The organism is Pseudomonas sp. Eqa60 (genome assembly GCF_018326405.1).
GTDB lineage: Bacteria > Pseudomonadota > Gammaproteobacteria > Pseudomonadales > Pseudomonadaceae > Aquipseudomonas > Aquipseudomonas protegens.
This window is the reverse complement of record NZ_AP024342.1, coordinates 1,481,131-1,499,366: the sequence shown is the minus strand read 5'-3', so window position 1 is coordinate 1,499,366 and position 18,236 is coordinate 1,481,131. Positions and strand designations below refer to the sequence as shown.

The 18,236-nt window shown below is 61.9% G+C and carries 13 protein-coding genes, 2 tRNA genes and 1 pseudogene; 13 read left to right on the top strand and 3 right to left on the bottom strand.

Features of this window, described 5'->3' with window-relative positions; all coding sequences use genetic code 11:
- The first annotated feature begins 96 nt into the window (after positions 1 to 96).
- Complete coding sequence (locus KI242_RS06680) at positions 97 to 306, top strand: cold-shock protein (RefSeq protein WP_002554837.1); 210 nt, start codon at positions 97 to 99, stop codon at positions 304 to 306.
- Positions 307 to 410: 104 nt separating this feature from the next.
- On the opposite strand, the gene KI242_RS06675 is transcribed toward KI242_RS06680, so the two are convergent.
- Positions 411 to 1,418 (bottom strand): DUF481 domain-containing protein, encoded by a 1,008-nt coding sequence (locus tag KI242_RS06675; protein WP_026020131.1) that lies wholly within the window; start codon positions 1,416 to 1,418, stop codon positions 411 to 413.
- 161 nt (positions 1,419 to 1,579) lie between these two features.
- On the opposite strand from KI242_RS06675, the gene KI242_RS06670 reads away from it, so the two are divergent.
- From KI242_RS06670 to KI242_RS06655, 4 genes are all read left to right on the top strand, one after another.
- Positions 1,580 to 1,933 (top strand): MGMT family protein, encoded by a 354-nt coding sequence (locus KI242_RS06670; RefSeq protein ID WP_183001409.1) that lies wholly within the window; start codon positions 1,580 to 1,582, stop codon positions 1,931 to 1,933.
- Positions 1,934 to 1,975: 42 nt separating this feature from the next.
- Positions 1,976 to 3,541: an AmpG family muropeptide MFS transporter gene (locus KI242_RS06665; protein WP_212806001.1), complete on the top strand. Its 1,566-nt coding sequence runs from the start codon at positions 1,976 to 1,978 to the stop codon at positions 3,539 to 3,541.
- A gap of 129 nt (positions 3,542 to 3,670) precedes the next feature.
- A complete protein-coding gene (locus KI242_RS06660; protein WP_015634388.1) occupies positions 3,671 to 5,386 on the top strand; it encodes a proline--tRNA ligase in 1,716 nt (571 codons plus the stop codon).
- Between the two features lie 17 nt (positions 5,387 to 5,403).
- Positions 5,404 to 6,357 carry a hypothetical protein gene (locus tag KI242_RS06655; protein ID WP_011059599.1) on the top strand — a complete coding sequence of 318 codons (954 nt, stop codon included), beginning with the start codon at positions 5,404 to 5,406 and terminating at the stop codon, positions 6,355 to 6,357.
- A gap of 64 nt (positions 6,358 to 6,421) precedes the next feature.
- Here KI242_RS06655 and dinB read toward each other — a convergent pair whose 3' ends face one another.
- Complete coding sequence (dinB, locus tag KI242_RS06650; protein ID WP_212806000.1) at positions 6,422 to 7,489, bottom strand: DNA polymerase IV; 1,068 nt, start codon at positions 7,487 to 7,489, stop codon at positions 6,422 to 6,424.
- A 295-nt stretch (positions 7,490 to 7,784) separates the two neighbouring features.
- Here dinB and KI242_RS06645 point away from each other — a divergent pair.
- From KI242_RS06645 to KI242_RS06625, 5 genes and pseudogenes are all read left to right on the top strand, one after another.
- Positions 7,785 to 7,861 (top strand) — tRNA-Met (locus tag KI242_RS06645).
- A gap of 202 nt (positions 7,862 to 8,063) precedes the next feature.
- Positions 8,064 to 8,140 (top strand) — tRNA-Met (locus KI242_RS06640).
- Between the two features lie 277 nt (positions 8,141 to 8,417).
- The gene (gene mprF, locus KI242_RS06635; RefSeq protein ID WP_212805999.1) at positions 8,418 to 11,066 is read left to right on the top strand and encodes a bifunctional lysylphosphatidylglycerol flippase/synthetase MprF; all 2,649 of its coding nucleotides are present in this window, start codon (positions 8,418 to 8,420) and stop codon (positions 11,064 to 11,066) included.
- Positions 11,066 to 12,363 (top strand): annotated as a pseudogene (locus KI242_RS06630) (AcvB/VirJ family lysyl-phosphatidylglycerol hydrolase). Before mprF ends, KI242_RS06630 begins: the two are co-directional and overlap by 1 nt.
- Positions 12,364 to 12,793: 430 nt before the next feature.
- A complete protein-coding gene (locus tag KI242_RS06625) occupies positions 12,794 to 13,069 on the top strand; it encodes a DUF3077 domain-containing protein (protein WP_015634384.1) in 276 nt (91 codons plus the stop codon).
- A 168-nt stretch (positions 13,070 to 13,237) separates the two neighbouring features.
- Here KI242_RS06625 and KI242_RS06620 read toward each other — a convergent pair whose 3' ends face one another.
- Positions 13,238 to 15,139, bottom strand: coding sequence for a potassium transporter Kup (locus tag KI242_RS06620; protein WP_015634383.1), 1,902 nt, complete (start codon positions 15,137 to 15,139; stop codon positions 13,238 to 13,240).
- A gap of 321 nt (positions 15,140 to 15,460) precedes the next feature.
- On the opposite strand from KI242_RS06620, the gene rimO reads away from it, so the two are divergent.
- From rimO to KI242_RS06605, 3 genes are all read left to right on the top strand, one after another.
- Positions 15,461 to 16,798, top strand: coding sequence for a 30S ribosomal protein S12 methylthiotransferase RimO (gene rimO / locus KI242_RS06615; RefSeq protein ID WP_015634382.1), 1,338 nt, complete (start codon positions 15,461 to 15,463; stop codon positions 16,796 to 16,798).
- A gap of 116 nt (positions 16,799 to 16,914) precedes the next feature.
- Entirely contained in the window at positions 16,915 to 17,388 is a 474-nt protein-coding gene (locus KI242_RS06610) for a GNAT family N-acetyltransferase (RefSeq protein ID WP_077933437.1), read from the top strand.
- 82 nt (positions 17,389 to 17,470) lie between these two features.
- Complete coding sequence (locus KI242_RS06605) at positions 17,471 to 18,181, top strand: rRNA pseudouridine synthase (RefSeq protein WP_212805998.1); 711 nt, start codon at positions 17,471 to 17,473, stop codon at positions 18,179 to 18,181.
- Positions 18,182 to 18,236: the final 55 nt, after the last annotated feature.

Below are 18,236 nucleotides of genomic sequence, written 5' to 3'. Positions count from 1 at the left end.
ATCCAACCATCTCCAAGAATTTTTCCTGCTCTTTGCACTCAGTCTCGGCCAGGGCTTTTCCTGAGTCGCAGTTAACTTTGTCCAAGGAGATACACCATGTCTAATCGCCAAACCGGTACCGTTAAGTGGTTCAACGATGAAAAAGGCTTCGGCTTCATCACTCCACAATCCGGTGACGACCTGTTCGTACACTTCAAAGCTATCCAATCCGACGGCTTCAAAAGCCTGAAAGAAGGCCAACAGGTTTCTTTCATCGCTACCCGCGGTCAGAAAGGCATGCAAGCTGAAGAAGTTCAAGTTATCTAACTTGTACTGATCCAGTAAAAAAGCCCCGCCCTCAACAGCGGGGCTTTTTTGTGCCCGTCACTTTTGTCGGCGCCCTCGTTGAAAAGGCGCCCATGCGTCCCGGGTTACCAGGTCACGCCAAAGCCCACGGTGTAGCGGGTCTTGTCCAGATCGCTATCTTCGGTACCGCGGATCAGGTCTTTTTCCGCCTTGAGGTTCAACGAAGCCCAGTCGGTGACCTTGTAGCGCAGCCCCATCTCGGCATCCAGTGCATAGTCGGCCACCCCCGAAAGCGGCCGCCCCACCTCGCCATTGGTGAAGAACTCCACCCGCTTGCCGATCAGGTAACGGTTGTAGTCCCACTTCATCGCCAGGGAATAGAAGTTGTCCTTGCCGCCATCGGCGTACTCGTAATCGGTACGGTTGAGCAGCGAGCCCAGGGAGAACGCACCCAGCTCATCATCCCAGAACTGGTAGCCGGGGCCGGTACCCACCACCCGCTGCCGCGCCAGGTCCTCGACCTTGTCCCGCTTGTAGGTCAGGCGCCCTTCCCAGAACCACTTTTCCGTGATGAAACGGTCCAGAGCGTACTCGGCGCTCCAATTATCCGTAGTCACCACATGATCCTGGAACTCACGGTTGTATTCGCCCTGGGCATTGTGGCGCCAGGCCCCGTGACGTGCCGAGGTCTTGAAGTCGATGTCGTAGTCATCGGTGTTCTTTTCGGCGCGCTTGTAGTCCATGGCCACATCGACGTTGCCTTTCCAGACCATGTCTTCCACCAGCGGCTTGGGCTTCATGATCTGCTGGATGCTCGCCAGCTCCACCGTCTTGGGCGCCTCGCCGTTGGCCAGGATCACCTTGCCTTCGTCCGCCGCCTGCAGCGACTTGGCCTTCTCCCCGGTGTAGGCATCCTGCTTGACCAGCAGCTCCTGGTCGCTCTCCAGAGTCTTGACCTGCTTCCAGTCAATATTGATGGCGCCGCCATAGTCGGTCTGGATCAACAGCTTGCCGCCGTCGAACACCTTGATCTTGCCACTCAGGCGATCACCGTTCTTCAACCACACGGTATCGGCCAATACAGGCATGGAGGCGCTGAGCACCGCGAAACACAGCAAAGTTCTAGGCAACATAAGCAATAGAGGACTCGATCTTGCGAAAAAAAACGGCATTATTCCTGCTGAACAAGCCTTAGTCAGGACTGACCCGGGTATTGAGAGTGAGTTCAATACTCATCCGGCTTTGATCACCACAGCCGACCAGCGTCCCTCCTCTATTATCTGGAACCGCGAATGTGACCGAACACAGCGAAGAGCCGCAAAGCCCTGCACAGATCCGACGTACGGCGCTGTACCTGACCCTGGCCCAGGTCCCCGAAGGCAGGGTGGTGAGCTACGGCCAACTGGCGGAGATGGCAGGCCTGGGGCGGGCGGCACGCTGGGTCGGGCGCACCCTCAGCCAGTTGCCCGCCGACACCAGCCTGCCCTGGCATCGAGTGCTCGGCGCCGGTGGTCGCCTGAGCTTGCCGGCCGGCAGTCCCTCGGGCAACGAGCAGCGGGCCAGACTGCGTGGCGAAGGTGTCTCTATCCTGAACAATCGCGTGGATATTCAGCGCCATGGCTGGCGCCCGGTGGAGCACAGCGGTTAGAGTGCGCGCTTTGTTTCCGTAATCTGAGGCAGACTTCAGCCCATGCCCCGTAAAACCTGGCGCGCCGCACTTGCCGCCTATGCCAGCCCCTCGACGCTCGTGCTGTTGCTGCTTGGTTTCGCCGCCGGCATGCCTTACATGCTGGTGTTCTCGACTCTTTCGGTGTGGTTGCGCGAGGCTGGTGTGGCCCGCGAAACCATCGGTTACGCCAGCCTGATCGGCCTGGCCTATGCCTTCAAGTGGGTATGGTCGCCCTTGCTCGACCAATGGCGCCTGCCCCTCCTGGGCAAGCTCGGTCGACGCCGTTCCTGGCTGGTGCTGGCGCAGACCCTGGTGATTCTCGGCCTGATCGGCATGGGTTTCTGCGACCCGCAAAAGCACCTTTCCTGGCTGATTGCCATTGCGGTGATCGTGGCATTCGCCTCGGCCACCCAGGACATCGCCATCGACGCCTACCGCCTGGAAATCGCCGACGACAGCCGCCAGGCCGCCCTGGCCGCCAGTTACATGTCCGGCTATCGGGTTGCCGTGCTGCTGGCCACCGCCGGCGCACTGTTTTTCGCCGAAGGCTTCGGCTCCACCGGTTTCAGCTACAAGCACTCGGCCTGGACCGGCACCTACGTGCTGTTCGGGGTGCTGATGATCCCGGCCCTGATCACCACCTTGCTGATGCGTGAACCCGCGGTGCCGCTGCGCACCCAACTGTCCGCCGGGCGCTACAGCTTCGCTCACCAGTTGATCTCGGTATTCGTGCTGATCGTGCTACTGGTTTCCATCCCCGCCACCTTCACCCAGCTGTACAACACCGACTTCGCCAGCGTGATCTTCGACGGCGTCAGCCTGCTGGACCTGCTGCTGGAAGATCGCGCCTTCCTGCGGGCCATCCTCTACATCACCCTCAGCACCCTGTGCCTCTCGGCCATGGGCCGCCGGGGCCTGGCGCCGGTGCTGACGCCGGTCAACGACTTCATCCTGCGCTATCGCTGGCAAGCCTTTCTGCTATTGGGGCTGATTGCCACCTATCGCATGTCGGACACGGTCATGGGCGTCATGGCCAACGTGTTCTACATCGACCAGGGTTTCACCAAAGACCAGATCGCCGGGGTCAGCAAGATCTTCGGGCTGATCATGACCCTGCTCGGCGCCGGCATGGGCGGCCTGCTGATCGTGCGGTTCGGCATCCTGCCGATCCTGTTCATCGGCGGCGCCGCATCGGCCGGGACCAACCTGCTGTTCCTCATGCTTGCCGACATGGGCCCGAACCTGAAGATGCTGATCGTCACCATTTCCCTGGACAACTTCAGTTCAGGCATGGCCACTTCAGCCTTTGTCGCCTACCTGTCGAGCCTGACCAACCTCAAGTTCTCCGCCACCCAGTACGCCCTGCTCAGTTCCATCATGCTGCTGCTGCCGCGCCTGATCGGCGGCTATTCCGGGGTCATGGTGGAAAAGTTCGGCTATCACGACTTCTTTCTCATCACCGCGATCCTCGGGGTGCCGACACTGATCCTGATCGCCATTCACTGGTTCCAGGAGAGCCGCCGCGCCGGGCCGAAACCCGAGCCCGAAAGCTCCGCCAACAGCACTGCAGTCGGCGAAGAATCCTAGAAAATCCCGGGGGTTGCGCACTTTTCGCAGTAGCCCCTGCCCCCTCCGAGCGCAATCCTGTACGCCAGCGGAACTCGCCCGTACAATGCTCCGTCACTTCCAGTCTTCAGCAACCGACAACGGCCTACCATGCGCACCAGTCAATATTTGCTCGCCACACAGAAAGAAACGCCTTCCGACGCGGTCGTGATCAGCCATCAGCTGATGCTGCGCGCCGGCATGATCCGTAAACTGGCTTCCGGCCTGTACACCTGGCTGCCGATGGGCTTGCGGGTGATGCGCAAGGTTGAAGCCATCGTTCGCGAAGAAATGAACGCCGCGGGCGCGCTTGAAGTGTTGATGCCGAGCACTCAGCCGGCTGAGCTGTGGCAGGAATCCGGTCGCTGGGAAGAATACGGCCCGGAGCTGCTGCGCTTCAAAGACCGTCACGGTCGCGATTTCTGCGCCGGCCCGACCCACGAAGAAGTGATCACCGATCTGGCTCGCAATGAGCTGAGCAGCTACAAGCAGCTGCCGCTGAACCTGTACCAGATCCAGACCAAATTCCGCGATGAAATCCGCCCACGCTTCGGTCTGATGCGCGGCCGCGAGTTCATCATGAAGGACGCCTACTCCTTCCACGCCGACCAGGCGTCCTTGCAGGTCACCTACGACCGCATGCACCAGGCTTATTGCAATGTCTTCACCCGCCTGGGCCTGAAGTTCCGCCCGGTTGAAGCGGACAACGGCTCCATCGGCGGCGCCGGCTCCCACGAATTCCACGTGCTGGCCGAATCCGGTGAAGACGATATCGTCTTCAGCAACGGCTCCGACTACGCGGCGAACATCGAGAAGGCCGAGGCCGTGCCTCGCGAAACCTCGCGCCCAGCGCCAGCCGAAGAACTGCGCCTGGTCGATACGCCAGACACCAAGACCATTGCCGCGCTGGTGGAAAAATTCAATCTGCCGATTGAAAAGACCATCAAGACCCTGATCGTCCACGCCGAAGAGCCAGGCAAGCTGATTGCCCTGATCATCCGTGGCGACCACGAACTCAACGAAATCAAGGCCGCCAACCAGCCTGGCGTTGCCAGCCCGCTGGTCATGGCGTCCGATGCCGAACTGCGTGACGCCATTGGCGCCGGCGCCGGTTCCCTCGGCCCGCTGAACCTGCCGCTGCCGATCATCATCGACCGCTCGGTCGAGCTGATGAGCGACTTCGGTATCGGTGCGAACATCGACGACAAGCACTACTTCGGCGTCAACTGGGAACGCGATCTGCCGGTTCCGACCGTGGCCGACCTGCGTAACGTGGTGGCCGGCGACCCGAGCCCGGACGGCAAGGGCACCCTGGAAATCAAGCGAGGCATCGAAGTCGGGCACATCTTCCAGCTGGGCAACAAGTACAGCAAGGCGATGAAGTGCGAAGTGCTGGGCGAAAACGGCAAGCCGGTGACCCTGGAAATGGGTTGCTACGGCATTGGCGTATCCCGTGTGGTGGCTGCTGCCATCGAGCAGAACAACGATGCCAACGGCATCATCTGGAGCGACACCCTGGCGCCGTTCCAGATTGCCCTGGTGCCACTGCGCTACGAAACCGAGCAGGTTCGCGAAGCCACCGACAAGCTCTACGCGGAACTCACCGCTGCCGGCTTCGAAGTGCTGCTGGACGATCGTGACAAGAAGACCAGCCCGGGCATCAAGTTCGCGGACATGGAGCTGATCGGCATTCCTCACCGGATCGTGGTCAGCGACCGCGGCCTCGCCGAAGGCAACCTGGAATACAAGAGCCGTACCGAAGCCGAGGCGCAAGCACTGCCCGTGGCCGACGTACTGTCCTTCCTTCAAGCCCGTATCCGTCGCTGAAACCAGATAGAGAAGTCATGTTCAAGCGAAACACCTTAAGCCTCGGGGGCGCCGCTTTATGCGGCGCCCTGCTGGTCAGCGGCTGTGCCAACCAGATGTCGCAACGCAGCGAACACGAGGAACGTGTCGAGCGCAAACTGCTCGATCACAGCCTGCAGATCGATGTCGGTGAGCCTAAGGTGCTTGAGCTACCGCAACGCCGAGTGCGCATTCACGAACAGAAGACCTTCGAAGTCACCGAGTTCGAGGTCACTCGCCGCTACGATCGCTACACGCCCTACCAACCCTGGCGCGAGATCTACGAGATCCCGCTGGGCGCGGTGGCACTGGTGGCGGGCGTCGGGGCCAATGTGGTCAATGTGTTCGCCCTGGGCAACCTGCCGGACAGCGTGACCAAGGACTGGATCAGCTACGGCGTGTCCGGACTCAACCCGTTCATGAACATGCCGTCCCATGGCCGTGCCCAGCAGAACCTGGCAGCCATCGATGAAGTCCAGCGCGACAAGCGCCTGGAGTATTCGAGCCTGCCATGGAGCGAGCGTCCGGTGCAGGTCAAGGCCGGCAAGCAGACCTACGAGCTGAGCACCGACCGCAATGGCGTGCTGCGCTTGAACCTGCTGGACAATCCGTTTTCCGAGCAGGACCTGAATCACATCGGCAAGCTGCAGATCAGTGTCGAAGACGCTCAGGACGAAGTGCATTCGGACTCCTCCCTGAGCATCAGCAGCGGCCTGCGCAGCAAGTTGCAGGAAGCCCATGCACTGATCTACGACGACCTGGAAGATGATGAGGTGAGCCAGTGGGTGCACCGGGTCAAGCGCCTGTCGGAGCTGGGCCTGGAGGAAGAAGCCAGCGAACTGGAGCAAAGCCTGATCGAGCTGACCCGCAACGATCCGGAGCTGCAGAACGAGTTCCTCAAGTCCCTGACCAAGAATGCCGGCCGCCTGGTGGCCGACCCCGGCAGCAACTGACCCCCTGTAGGAGCCGGCTTGCCGGCGAAAGCGATGCCTCGGATGGATCGCAACCGGCCAGCCCCTACACACCCCCTCGGAACAGCTCCAGCTGTTCATGACCGCCGCGCATATCCTGCAGACGCACGCCAATTCCCAGCAGGCGCACCGGCTTGCCGCCGCGCTTGAAGGCCTGGGTCAGCAATTGCCGATAACTCTCCAGGTCACGCCCCGCCCCCGCCTGTTCCAGGGTGGTCTGGGTAAAATCATGAAACTTCACTTTGACGAAAGGCTTGCCCGGCCGGTAGCTGCTGTCGATGTGCGCCATGCGCCCCGCCAGGATCTCCATCAGTTCCGGCAACTTCTGCAGGCAACTGTCCAGATCCGGCAGGTCCACGTCGTAGGTATTCTCCACGCTGATCGACTGCCGCCGGCTATCGTTCTGCACTGGCCGCTCATCGATGCCCCGGGCCAGGCTCCACAGGCGCTCGCCAAAACTGCCGAACTCGCGCACCAGCGCCAGCTTGCTCCAGTCCCGCAATTGCAGGCAGTCGACAATGCCCAGGCGCCCCAGCTTGTCCGCCGTGACCTTGCCCACGCCGTGCAGCTTGCTCACTGGCAGCTCGGAGACGAAATCCTCCACCTGGTCAGGGGTGATCACAAACAGGCCGTTGGGCTTTTTCCAGTCACTGGCGATTTTCGCCAGGAATTTGTTCGGCGCCACCCCGGCCGACACGGTGATGTGCAACTGATTGGAAACCCGACGGCGAATGTCCTGGGCGATACGCGTGGCGCTGCCGGCAAAGCTCGGGCTTTCGGAAACATCCAGGTAGGCCTCGTCCAGCGACAGGGGTTCGATCAGGTCGGTGTAGTCGCGAAAGATCGTATGGATCTCTTTGGAAGCTTCCCGATAGGCCTCCATGCGCGGCTTGACGATCACCAGGTCCGGGCACAGGGTCAGGGCGTGCCGGGAGGACATGGCCGAGCGCACCCCATAGGCCCGCGCCTCATAATTGCAGGTAGCAATCACCCCCCGTCGATCCGCTGACCCGCCCACCGCCAGCGGCTTGCTGACCAGGTGCGGGGCGTCGCGCATTTCGATGGCGGCGTAGAAGCAATCGCAGTCAATGTGGATGATTTTGCGCTGCATCATATAAAGGCAGAGATCATGGAAGGCACAGGTCGCAATGAAAGCAGAAGGCAAGTATCTACCGACACCTGTATATAGCACCAGTACCTTGCATCTTCGCGCTGACCTTCATCAGGCCCGGCTGAATTTATTTGCTCAATGACAACAACGCCTTCAATAGAGCTGCAAGCCCCGTTCTAGCTAGGCCCGAGCCTTCCGAAAAGCCCCTTCAAGGAAGCTAAGCGATTGAACCGGAAGCAATTTTCAAAATTTAATGATTGACAGGATCTGCCAGCTCTGTACAATTCGGCCACACAGACGCGGGATGGAGCAGTCTGGTAGCTCGTCGGGCTCATAACCCGAAGGTCGTCGGTTCAAATCCGGCTCCCGCAACCAAACATCAAAAAAGGCTACTCGAAAGAGTGGCCTTTTTTGTGCGTGCCTGTTTTGTACTACTCCCTCTCAAACATGGCACAGGCAAAACTCTTTAGCTGTCGATGACTTAAGAGACAGAACTGGCCATTCGACGTTTATTTGACCTATTGGACCATTAACGGTTGACACTCGGTCGTTCGCCTGTAGAATGCCGCCACACAGACGCGGGATGGAGCAGTCTGGTAGCTCGTCGGGCTCATAACCCGAAGGTCGTCGGTTCAAATCCGGCTCCCGCAACCAAACATCAAAAAAGGCTGCTCGAAAGAGTGGCCTTTTTTGTATCTGTTGAAAAAGTCCTTTCGCAACAATGACCTGGCAAAGTGTTGCGAGCCGTTAGCGATGCTTCGACCCTTCAAGATGCGAGCTATGCTCTGTCTCGAGCGACCACCCGGTGGCCATTGCCCAGGGTCGCCGGGCCACGGTGAGACGCGTTAATATTTGAAACTATTTTTCCTACAGGGATTGGTAACTTGGCTGGATACCCCCATCCTGTCGCGCACAATCCACGAGGTGATTGATGCGCGCCAACACGTCTGATTCACAAGACAGCGATACCACTACCGCCACTCAACCTGTGACAGCCACTCGCTTGCGCTGGCTGGACCTGTTGAGCAAGTACCGCCAACCCCTGGGCCTGGCCATAACCCTGCTGCTGTTCGCCATTGCCCTGATCGCTTGCCGTCACCTGCTCAGCGAGCTGGATTTCTACGCCCTGCACGACTCGATCCTCGAAGTGCCCAAGCCGGCCCTGCTCGGCGCCCTGGGCGCGACCATCGTCGGCTTCATTATTCTGCTGGGGTACGAGTGGTCCGCCAGCCGTTACGCCGGGGTCAACCTGCCCGGCCGCACCCTGGCCCTGGGCGGCTTCACCGCTTTCGCCATTGGCAACGCCATTGGTCTGTCGCTGCTGTCCGGTGGATCGGTACGTTATCGCCTGTACGCACGTCACGGGCTGGGGGCCTCCGACGTCGCGCACATGACCCTGTTTGCCAGCCTCTCTCTGGGTTGTGCCTTGCCACCGCTGGCGGCCCTGGCCACCCTGAGCAACTTGCCGGCAGCCTCGGCGGCCCTGCGCCTGCCTGAAAGCCTGCTGGCCGGCATTGCCCTGGCTATTCTTCTGCTGGGCGCGGTACTGGCGGTCGGTATCTATCGCCGACGCCTGCCGGAACAGCCCCTGCGCGACAACCTGTTGGTCCGGGTCGGACGTCGCACCCTGCGCCTGCCTGGACGCCGCCTGACCTTCCTGCAACTGATCATCACCGCCCTGGACGTCGCTGCAGCCGCCACCGTGCTCTACCTGCTGCTGCCCGAGGCACCGCCGTTCGGCGCCTTCCTGCTGGTGTACCTGCTGGCCCTGGCCGCCGGTGTGCTCAGCCATGTGCCCGGCGGCGTCGGGGTGTTCGAAGCCATCCTGCTGGCGGCGTTTGCCGACAAGCTCGGCGCCGCACCCCTGGCGGCCGCATTGCTGCTGTATCGCCTGATCTACGTGGTGCTGCCGATGTTGGTGGCCTGCGTCCTGCTGCTGATCAACGAAGCCCAGCGCCTGTTCCAGACCCGGCAATCCCTGCGGGTAGCTTCCGGCCTGGCGGCGCCGATCCTGGCGGTGCTGGTGTTCCTCTCAGGCGTGGTGCTGCTGTTCTCCGGCGCCACCCCGGAAATCGATACCCGCCTGCAGCACATCGGCTTCCTGATTCCCCACCGTCTGGTGGACGCTTCACACTTCGGCGCCAGTCTGATCGGCGTGCTCTGCCTGCTGCTGGCCCAAGGCCTGCGCCGGCGCCTGTCCGCCGCCTGGATGCTCACCACCATTCTGTTGCTGGTGGGCGCCCTGCTCTCGCTGCTTAAAGGCTTTGACTGGGAAGAAGCCTGCCTGATGACCCTCACCGCCAGCCTGCTGGCGGTGTTCCGGCGCTCGTTCTATCGCCCCAGCCGCCTCACCGAACTGCCCTTCTCGCCGCTGTACCTGGTGGCCAGCGTCTGCGTGCTCGGGGCCTCCATCTGGCTGCTGCTGTTCGCCTATCAGGACGTGCCCTACAGCCACCAACTGTGGTGGCAGTTCACCCTCGACGCCGACGCCCCCCGGGGCCTGCGCTCGCTGTTGGGAGCTGCGGTGCTGTTGCTGGTGGTGTCCCTGACCTGGCTGCTGCGTACCGCACGCCCAGTCATCCACCTACCCACCAGCGACGAGCTGGACAAGGCCGCGAAGATCCTCATGGCCTCGTCCCAACCCGATGGTGGCCTAGCCCTGACCGGTGACAAGGCGCTGCTGTTCCACCCCAACGACGATGCCTTCCTGATGTACGCTCGCCGCGGCCGCAGCCTGGTGGCGCTGTACGACCCCATCGGCCCGACCCAGCAGCGCGCGGAAATGATCTGGCAGTTCCGCGACCTGTGCGACCTGCACCACGCGCGCCCGGTGTTCTACCAGGTACGGGCGGAAAACCTGCCCTACTACATGGACATCGGCCTGACCGCGATCAAGCTCGGCGAAGAAGCCCGGGTCGACCTCAAGCGCTTTGATCTGGAAGCCAAGGGCAAGGAGATGAAGGACCTGCGCTACACCTGGAACCGCGGCACCCGCGACGGCCTGTCGCTGGAGATCCACGAGCCGGGGCAAGCGCCGATGGACGAGCTGAAAGTGATCTCAGATGCCTGGCTGACCGGCAAGAATGTCCGCGAGAAAGGCTTCTCCCTGGGGCGCTTCAGCGACGACTACCTCAAGCACTTCCGCATCGCCATCATCCGTTTTGAAGGACGCCCGGTGGCCTTCGCCAACCTGCTCGAGACCTACAGCCATGACCTGGCCAGTCTCGACTTGATGCGCGCGCACCCGGACGCGCCGAAGCTGACCATGGAGTTCATGATGGTCGGCCTGATCCAGCATTATAAAAATCATGGATACGCCCGCTTCAGCCTGGGCATGGTGCCGCTGTCCGGCCTGCAACCCCGGCGTGGCGCGCCGCTGACCCAACGCCTCGGCTCGATGGTCTTCCGCCGTGGCGAGCAACTGTATAACTTCCAAGGCTTGCGCCGCTTCAAAGACAAGTTCCAGCCCGACTGGGAACCCCGTTACATGGCCGTGCCGGCCGGGCTCGACCCGCTGGTGGCACTGGCCGACACCGCCGCCCTGATCGCAGGCGGCCTGACTGGATTGGTGAAACGCTGATGATTCAACGCTCTTGGCGGTATCTGCTGGCCACACTGGTGGTGCTGGCTTTGATTGCGGGTGGCGGCTACTGGTGGTGGAACCGTCCCGCCCCTGAACCCACCCTGGAACAACTGACCCAGGCCGACGGTTCGACCCTGACCCGAGTGACCCCAGGCGCCAAGGCCAAGGCCCGGGTGGTGGTGGCGGTGCTGCCTGATTCCACCCTGACCGACAAGCAACTGCTGGCCCTGAGCCGCAGCGGCGCGGCGCAGATCGTCCAGGTGATCCTGCCCAAGGACGATTGCAAACTGCAGGAACAAGCCCTGCAAAGCGCCCTGCCCCAGCTCAACGGCCCGGCCACCCTGGTCAGCGGCATCGGCCCTGGCGCCGCCCTGGCCTGGCGCTGGATCGCCTCCCAGAACGACGACAAGGCCCAGGCCGTGTCGGTAGGCTTCACCATCAACCCGGCGCCCGGCTGCACCGATCCACTGCCCAAGACCCTGGCCCACGGCCACTGGCTGGTGGCCTGGAACGACAACCCGGATGACGAAAGTGCCGGCTTCGTGCGTGATACCCCAACGCCACCACCAGCATCAGCGACTACGACATCCACCTGCCCCAAGTGCTGAACAACGAGCTGCGCAAGCTGCTGGTGGGTTCTGAAAACGGCGGCCTGAACATTCCCGTGGTGGAAGTCCCGGCCGGCCAGGCCAAGGACACCGTGACCCTGTTCCTCTCCGGCGACGGCGGCTGGCGCGACCTGGACCGCGACGTGGCCGGCGAGATGGCCAAGATCGGCTACCCGGTGGTGGGCATCGACACCCTGCGCTACTACTGGCAGCACAAGACGCCTGAGCAAAGCGCCGTTGACCTCACCGAACTGATGCAGCACTACCGGCAGAAGTGGGGCACCAAGCGCTTCGTGCTGACCGGCTACTCCTTCGGCGCCGACGTGCTGCCGGCGATCTACAACCGCCTGCCGGAAGCCGAGCAGCAGCGGGTCGACGCCATTATCCTGCTGGCCTTCGCCCGTACCGGCAGCTTCGAGATCGAAGTCGAAGGCTGGCTGGGCAATGCCGGCAAGGAAGCTGCCACCGGCCCGGAAATGGCCAAGCTGCCCGCCGCCAAGGTGGTGTGCATCTACGGTGAGGAAGAAGTCGACGAAAGCGGCTGCACCGACAAGACTGCGGTCGGTGAAGCCATGAAGCTGCCGGGCGGCCATCACTTCGATGAGAACTACCCGGCACTGGCCAAGCGCCTGGTGGATGCCATCGAGAAGCGCCAGGCCAAGGATCAGGCTAGCGCTCAAGAGTGAGTTGAGCTTCGCCGCACAAAAGCCCCCGCAGCCTTGAAGCTGCTGGGGCTTTTTTACATCAGCTGTCCCGCTGAAGACGGCTTAATTGCGGATGACTCCCGCGCAGCTTGTAGGCAAACTCCGAGACTGGCGTAAGGGGTGCGTTTTGGGCACTTTGCTGCCTTGTTGGCCTTGGCTTCGACAGGCTAGGCTACGGGAGTCGCTGAGCATTCAGTGACCGGGCTTGGAAACCCGAAGAATCTGGGCAACTAGCACCCCATAGTGATTGCAGGCGAATTTAGCACCTGCAATTCATCAGTTATGGCAGCTGTGCGTGGGAGACCTTCGGGTCTGCCGGTTCCCTGGGTTCCCGGTTTTCCAACCTGCGCACAGCTGCCACCCATTCGCGTGGAAACGAACGTGGTAGCTCCTCGAATTCAGGAGTTGGACCATGAACAATGCGAACCTGCCTCAACTGTCAGATCTGAAAACTATCGGCTTAAGCACTTTCCTTTACTGCTCGGAACGCCCGCTGTTCCAGGTCAGTCCCGGCCTGCCCATTGGCGACGCCCTGGCCCAAGCCTCCGACCTGTTGTCCCTGGCCAAGGCGTTTGCCGAGGACGCCGCCTACAGCAAAGACAGCGATCGCCACGCCTGGGCCGCGCACTACCTGACCGCCATGGGCAAGGCGGTGGTGGACGATGTGGTGCAGGCGCTAGCCGCGTAAAGGCCAGGGGTGATCTCGGGGCCGGTGGGCTCCGGGAGAAACCGTCCAGTCATCAGCATCGATGTCGGCTACCAGTCCGTCATCGCGAGCAAGCTCGCTCCTACAGGGTCCGTGAAACGAAAAAGCCCCCGCTGCCGCAAGGCAACAGGGGCTTTTGTCTGGTCGGGTTTACATCTCGACCTGAGTACCCAGTTCGATCACCCGGTTCACCGGCAGCTTGAAGAAGCGCAGGTTGCCGTTGGCGTTCTTCAACATGAAGGCGAACAGCGCTTCGCGCCAGCGGGCCATGCCCACCAGCTTGGAGGCGATCACGGTTTCACGACTGAGGAAGTACGTGGTGCGCATGGGACTGAAGTCCAGCTCGTCCAGGTGGCACAGTTTCAGGGCCTCCGGCACGTCTGGCTCGTCAGTGAAACCGAAGTGCAGGATCACCCGGAAGAAACCTTCGCCGTAGGAGTCCACCTCGAAGCGCCGATTTGCAGGCACTCGTGGAATGTCCTCGTAGACCACCGTCAACAGCACCACTTGTTCGTGCAGCACCTGATTATGCAGCAGGTTGTGCAGCAAGGCGTGGGGCACGGCGTCTGGACGGGCGGTGAGGAACACGGCAGTGCCCTGCACCCGATGCGGCGGCTGTACGCGGATGCTGCTGATAAAGATTGGCAGCGGCAGCCCGCCTTCGTCCAAGCGATCCACCAGCAATTCCTTGCCGCGCTTCCAGGTGGTCATGAGGATGAACAGCACGATCCCCGCCAGCACCGGGAAGGCGCCGCCCTGGAAGATCTTCGGCACGTTGGCGGCGAAGAACAGCCCATCCACCAACAGGAATCCCAGCAGGAGCGGCACCACCAGCATCGGCGGCCACTTCCACAGCAGCAGGATCACCGCCGACACCAGGATGCTGGTGATCAGCATGGTCCCGGTCACCGCCACGCCGTAGGCCGAAGCCAGGGCACCGGAGGACTCGAAACCGAGCACCAGCAGGATCACACCCACCATCAGCGCCCAGTTCACCGCGCCAATGTAGATCTGCCCCTGCTCGGCGCTGGAAGTGTGCTGAATGTGCATCCGCGGGATGTAACCCAGCTGGATCGCCTGACGAGTCAGGGAGAAAGCCCCGGAAATCACCGCCTGGGACGCGATCACCGTGGCCAGGGTGGCCAGCACCACCAGCGGAATCAGGGCCCAGCTCGGCGCCAGCAGGTAGAAGGGGTTGCGGGCGGCTTCAGGGTTTTCCAGCAGCAGCGCGCCCTGGCCGAAGTAGTTCAGCACCAGCGCCGGCAACACCAGGGCGAACCAGGCCCGGGCAATGGGCTTGCGCCCGAAGTGCCCCATATCGGCGTACAAGGCTTCGGCACCGGTCAATGCCAGAACCACCGCCCCGAGGATGGCGACCCCCATGCCCGGATGGACAATGAAGAAGCGCACGCCCCACATCGGGTTCAACGCCTGCAACACCTCGGGGTGCTGGAGAATGCCATTGACCCCCAGCCCGCCCAGAACCACGAACCAAGCCACCATCACCGGGCCAAACAGCTTGCCGATGCGATCAGTGCCGTGTTTCTGGATCAGGAACAAGGCCACCAGTACCACCAGCGCCATCGGCACCACCCAGTGTTCCAGGCCGCTGAATGCCAGCTCCAGGCCCTCGACCGCCGACAGCACGGAAATCGCCGGAGTGATCATGCTGTCGCCATAGAACAGCGCCGCCCCGATCAGGCCCAGAATCACCAGCATCGAACGCAAGCGCGGATAGGAACCGGAAGCCCGCCTGGCCAGCGCGGTCAGGGCCATGATGCCGCCCTCGCCCTGGTTGTCGGCCCGCAGGACGAACAGCACGTACTTGATCGAGACGACCCAGACCAACGACCAGAAAATCAGGGCCAGGATGCCAAACACCCCGTCATGATTGACCTGAACCCCATAATGGCCGGCAAACACCTCCTTGAGGGTGTAGAGCGGACTGGTGCCGATATCGCCATACACCACCCCGACCGCCGCCACCAGCATCCCCAGAGGCTTGCCCCCGGAGTGCTCGCCACTCGCCGCCTGACTACTTGCCTGACCCATCAATGACTCCTACTACTCAAGACCGGGGCTTCTTATATAGAAAGCGCAAGGTTATACAAGCGCTATTCTCTTAAGTTGCGCAGTTTGCCATGTAATTTGCAGATTCTTATTACCACTAAGGCACCAACTAACACCGTATGAAAGCAACCGGGCATAACGGGACGAAGCATAGTCCAGCGCTCGTCGTATTTCCCCCGCATAAAGCTGGTCAAGCGCTTCGACCATCGCTAGAATTGCGCACTTTTTGATCAGAGGCGCAGCCAGCGCCCAACCGTCGCACTTGCCCCCCAAGTGGCTCGACACCCAATACCGAGGTTAGACATGTCCACCCCCTCCGCGCCGGCCAACCCGAAAGTCGGCTTCGTATCCCTGGGTTGCCCAAAAGCTCTGGTCGACTCCGAGCGCATCCTCACTCAACTGCGCATGGAAGGCTATGACGTGGTCTCCACCTACCAGGACGCCGACGTCGTGGTGGTCAACACCTGCGGTTTCATCGACTCGGCCAAGGCCGAATCCCTGGAAGTGATCGGCGAAGCCATCAAGGAAAACGGCAAGGTCATCGTCACCGGCTGCATGGGCGTGGAAGAAGGCAATATCCGTGACGTGCACCCTAGCGTGCTGGCGGTCACCGGCCCCCAACAGTACGAGCAGGTGGTCAACGCCGTGCACGAAGTGGTGCCACCGAAACAGGACCACAACCCGCTGATCGACCTGGTGCCGCCGCAAGGCATCAAGCTGACCCCGCGACACTACGCCTACCTGAAGATTTCCGAAGGCTGCAACCACAGCTGCAGCTTCTGCATCATCCCGTCGATGCGCGGCAAGCTGGTCAGCCGCCCGGTGGGCGATGTGCTCGACGAAGCCCAGCGCCTGGTCAAGTCCGGGGTCAAGGAACTGCTGGTGATCTCCCAGGACACCAGCGCCTATGGCGTCGACGTCAAGTACCGCACCGGCTTCTGGAACGGCGCGCCAGTGAAGACCCGCATGACCGAGCTCTGCGAAGCCCTGAGCACCCTGGGCGTATGGGTTCGCCTGCACTACGTGTACCCCTACCCGCACGTGGACGAGCTGATTCCGCTGATGGCCGCCGGCAAGATCCTGCCGTACCTGGACATCCCGTTCCAGCATGCCAGCCCGAAAGTGCTCAAGGCCATGAAGCGCCCGGCCTTCGAAGACAAGACCCTGGCGCGAATCAAGAACTGGCGCGAGATCTGCCCTGAACTAATCATCCGTTCGACCTTTATCGTCGGCTTCCCGGGCGAAACCGAAGAAGACTTCCAGTACCTGCTGAACTGGCTGACCGAAGCCCAACTGGACCGCGTCGGCTGCTTCCAGTACTCGCCGGTGGAAGGCGCTCCAGCCAACGACCTGGACCTGGAAGTGGTCCCGGACGAGGTCAAGCAGGACCGTTGGGAGCGCTTCATGGCGCACCAGCAGGCAATCAGCTCAGCACGCCTGCAACAGCGCATCGGCAAGGAAATCGAAGTGCTGATCGATGAAGTCGACGAGAATGGCGCCGTGGGCCGCTGCTTCTTCGATGCCCCGGAAATCGACGGCAATGTGTTCATCGACGGCGCGGGTGACCTGAAGCCGGGCGACAAGGTCTGGTGCCGGGTGACCGACGCCGACGAATACGACCTCTGGGCCGAAACCCTGTAAGGCGTAAAAAACTGCCAAGCCCCGCTCTCGCCACGAGATGCGGGGCTTTTTTCGGTCTATCGTTTGCTCTGCCAGGCCTGCAATCACTGCGGCCTATCACTTCAGGGGCAGGCGGCATGCGCCAACACTCGGTCGTGCATACACCCAAACTCAGCGATTACCCGGAACTGACCCAGGTCTGGGAAGCCTCGGTACGTGCCACCCACGACTTTCTCCCGGACAGCTATATAGAGTTGCTGCGCAACCTGGTGCTGACCCGCTACCTGGACGCGGTGATGCTGATCTGCACCCGCGATGCACGCCAGCGCATCACCGGGTTTGCCGGGGTCGCGGCGGGCAAGGTGGAAATGCTCTTCATCGACCCGGCCCATCGGGGCCGAGGCCTGGGCCGCCAGCTGCTGCAGTACGCGGTGGAACACCTCAATGCCCAGCAGTTGGACGTCAACGAGCAGAACCCCCAAGCCCTGGGCTTCTACTTCAGGCAAGGCTTCGAAGTGGTCGGGCGCTCGGAGCAGGACGGCATGGGCCAGCCCTACCCGCTGCTGCACATGCGCCTGAAACAGGCACAACTGCAGGCCCGGCGCGGCTAAAAGCCACAGCGGGCAAATGGACCCGCGATTAACCGGCGCCAGGCAGGTACAATAGCTGCCCTCTTTTGTTACGGCCCCTGTCATGACTGACCCGATTCGTCTCTCCAAACGCCTCATCGAACTGGTCGGCTGCTCCCGCCGGGAGGCTGAGCTGTTCATCGAGGGCGGCTGGGTCACCGTAGACGGCGAAGTCATCGACGAACCGCAGTTCAAGGTCGGCGCGCAAACCGTCGCTCTGGACCCCGAGGCCAAGGCCACCGCGCCGGAGCCTGTGACCATCCTGCTCAACGCGCCTGCCGGCCAGGACCTGGACAGCGCCATGCAGTCCATTGGCGCCGACAGCCTGTCCGAAGAACACCGCTACGGCAAACGTCCATTGCGCGGGCATTTCCTGCGCCTGACCGCCAGCGATGACCTTCAGCCCAACGCCAGCGGCCTGCTGGTGTTCACCCAGGACTGGAAAGTGCTGCGCAAGCTGACTGCCGACGCGGCCAAGATCGAGCAGGAATACGTGGTCGAGGTCGAAGGCGAGATGATCGACCACGGGCTCAACCGCCTGAACCACGGCCTGACCTACAAAGGCCGCGAGCTGCCACCGGTAAAAGCCAGCTGGCAGAACGAGAACCGCCTGCGCTTCGCCATGAAGAACCCGCAGCCGGGCGTGATTGCGCTGTTTTGCCAGGCCGTCGGCCTCAAGGTCGTCGCCATCCGCCGCATCCGGGTCGGCGGCGTGTCCATCGGCAAGGTGCCGCCGGGCCAGTGGCGCTACCTGTCGGCCAAAGAGAAGTTCTAAAGCCGCCCCCATTCAGACGCCGTGCCCTTGCGCGGCGCTCCACGCGCATTGATCA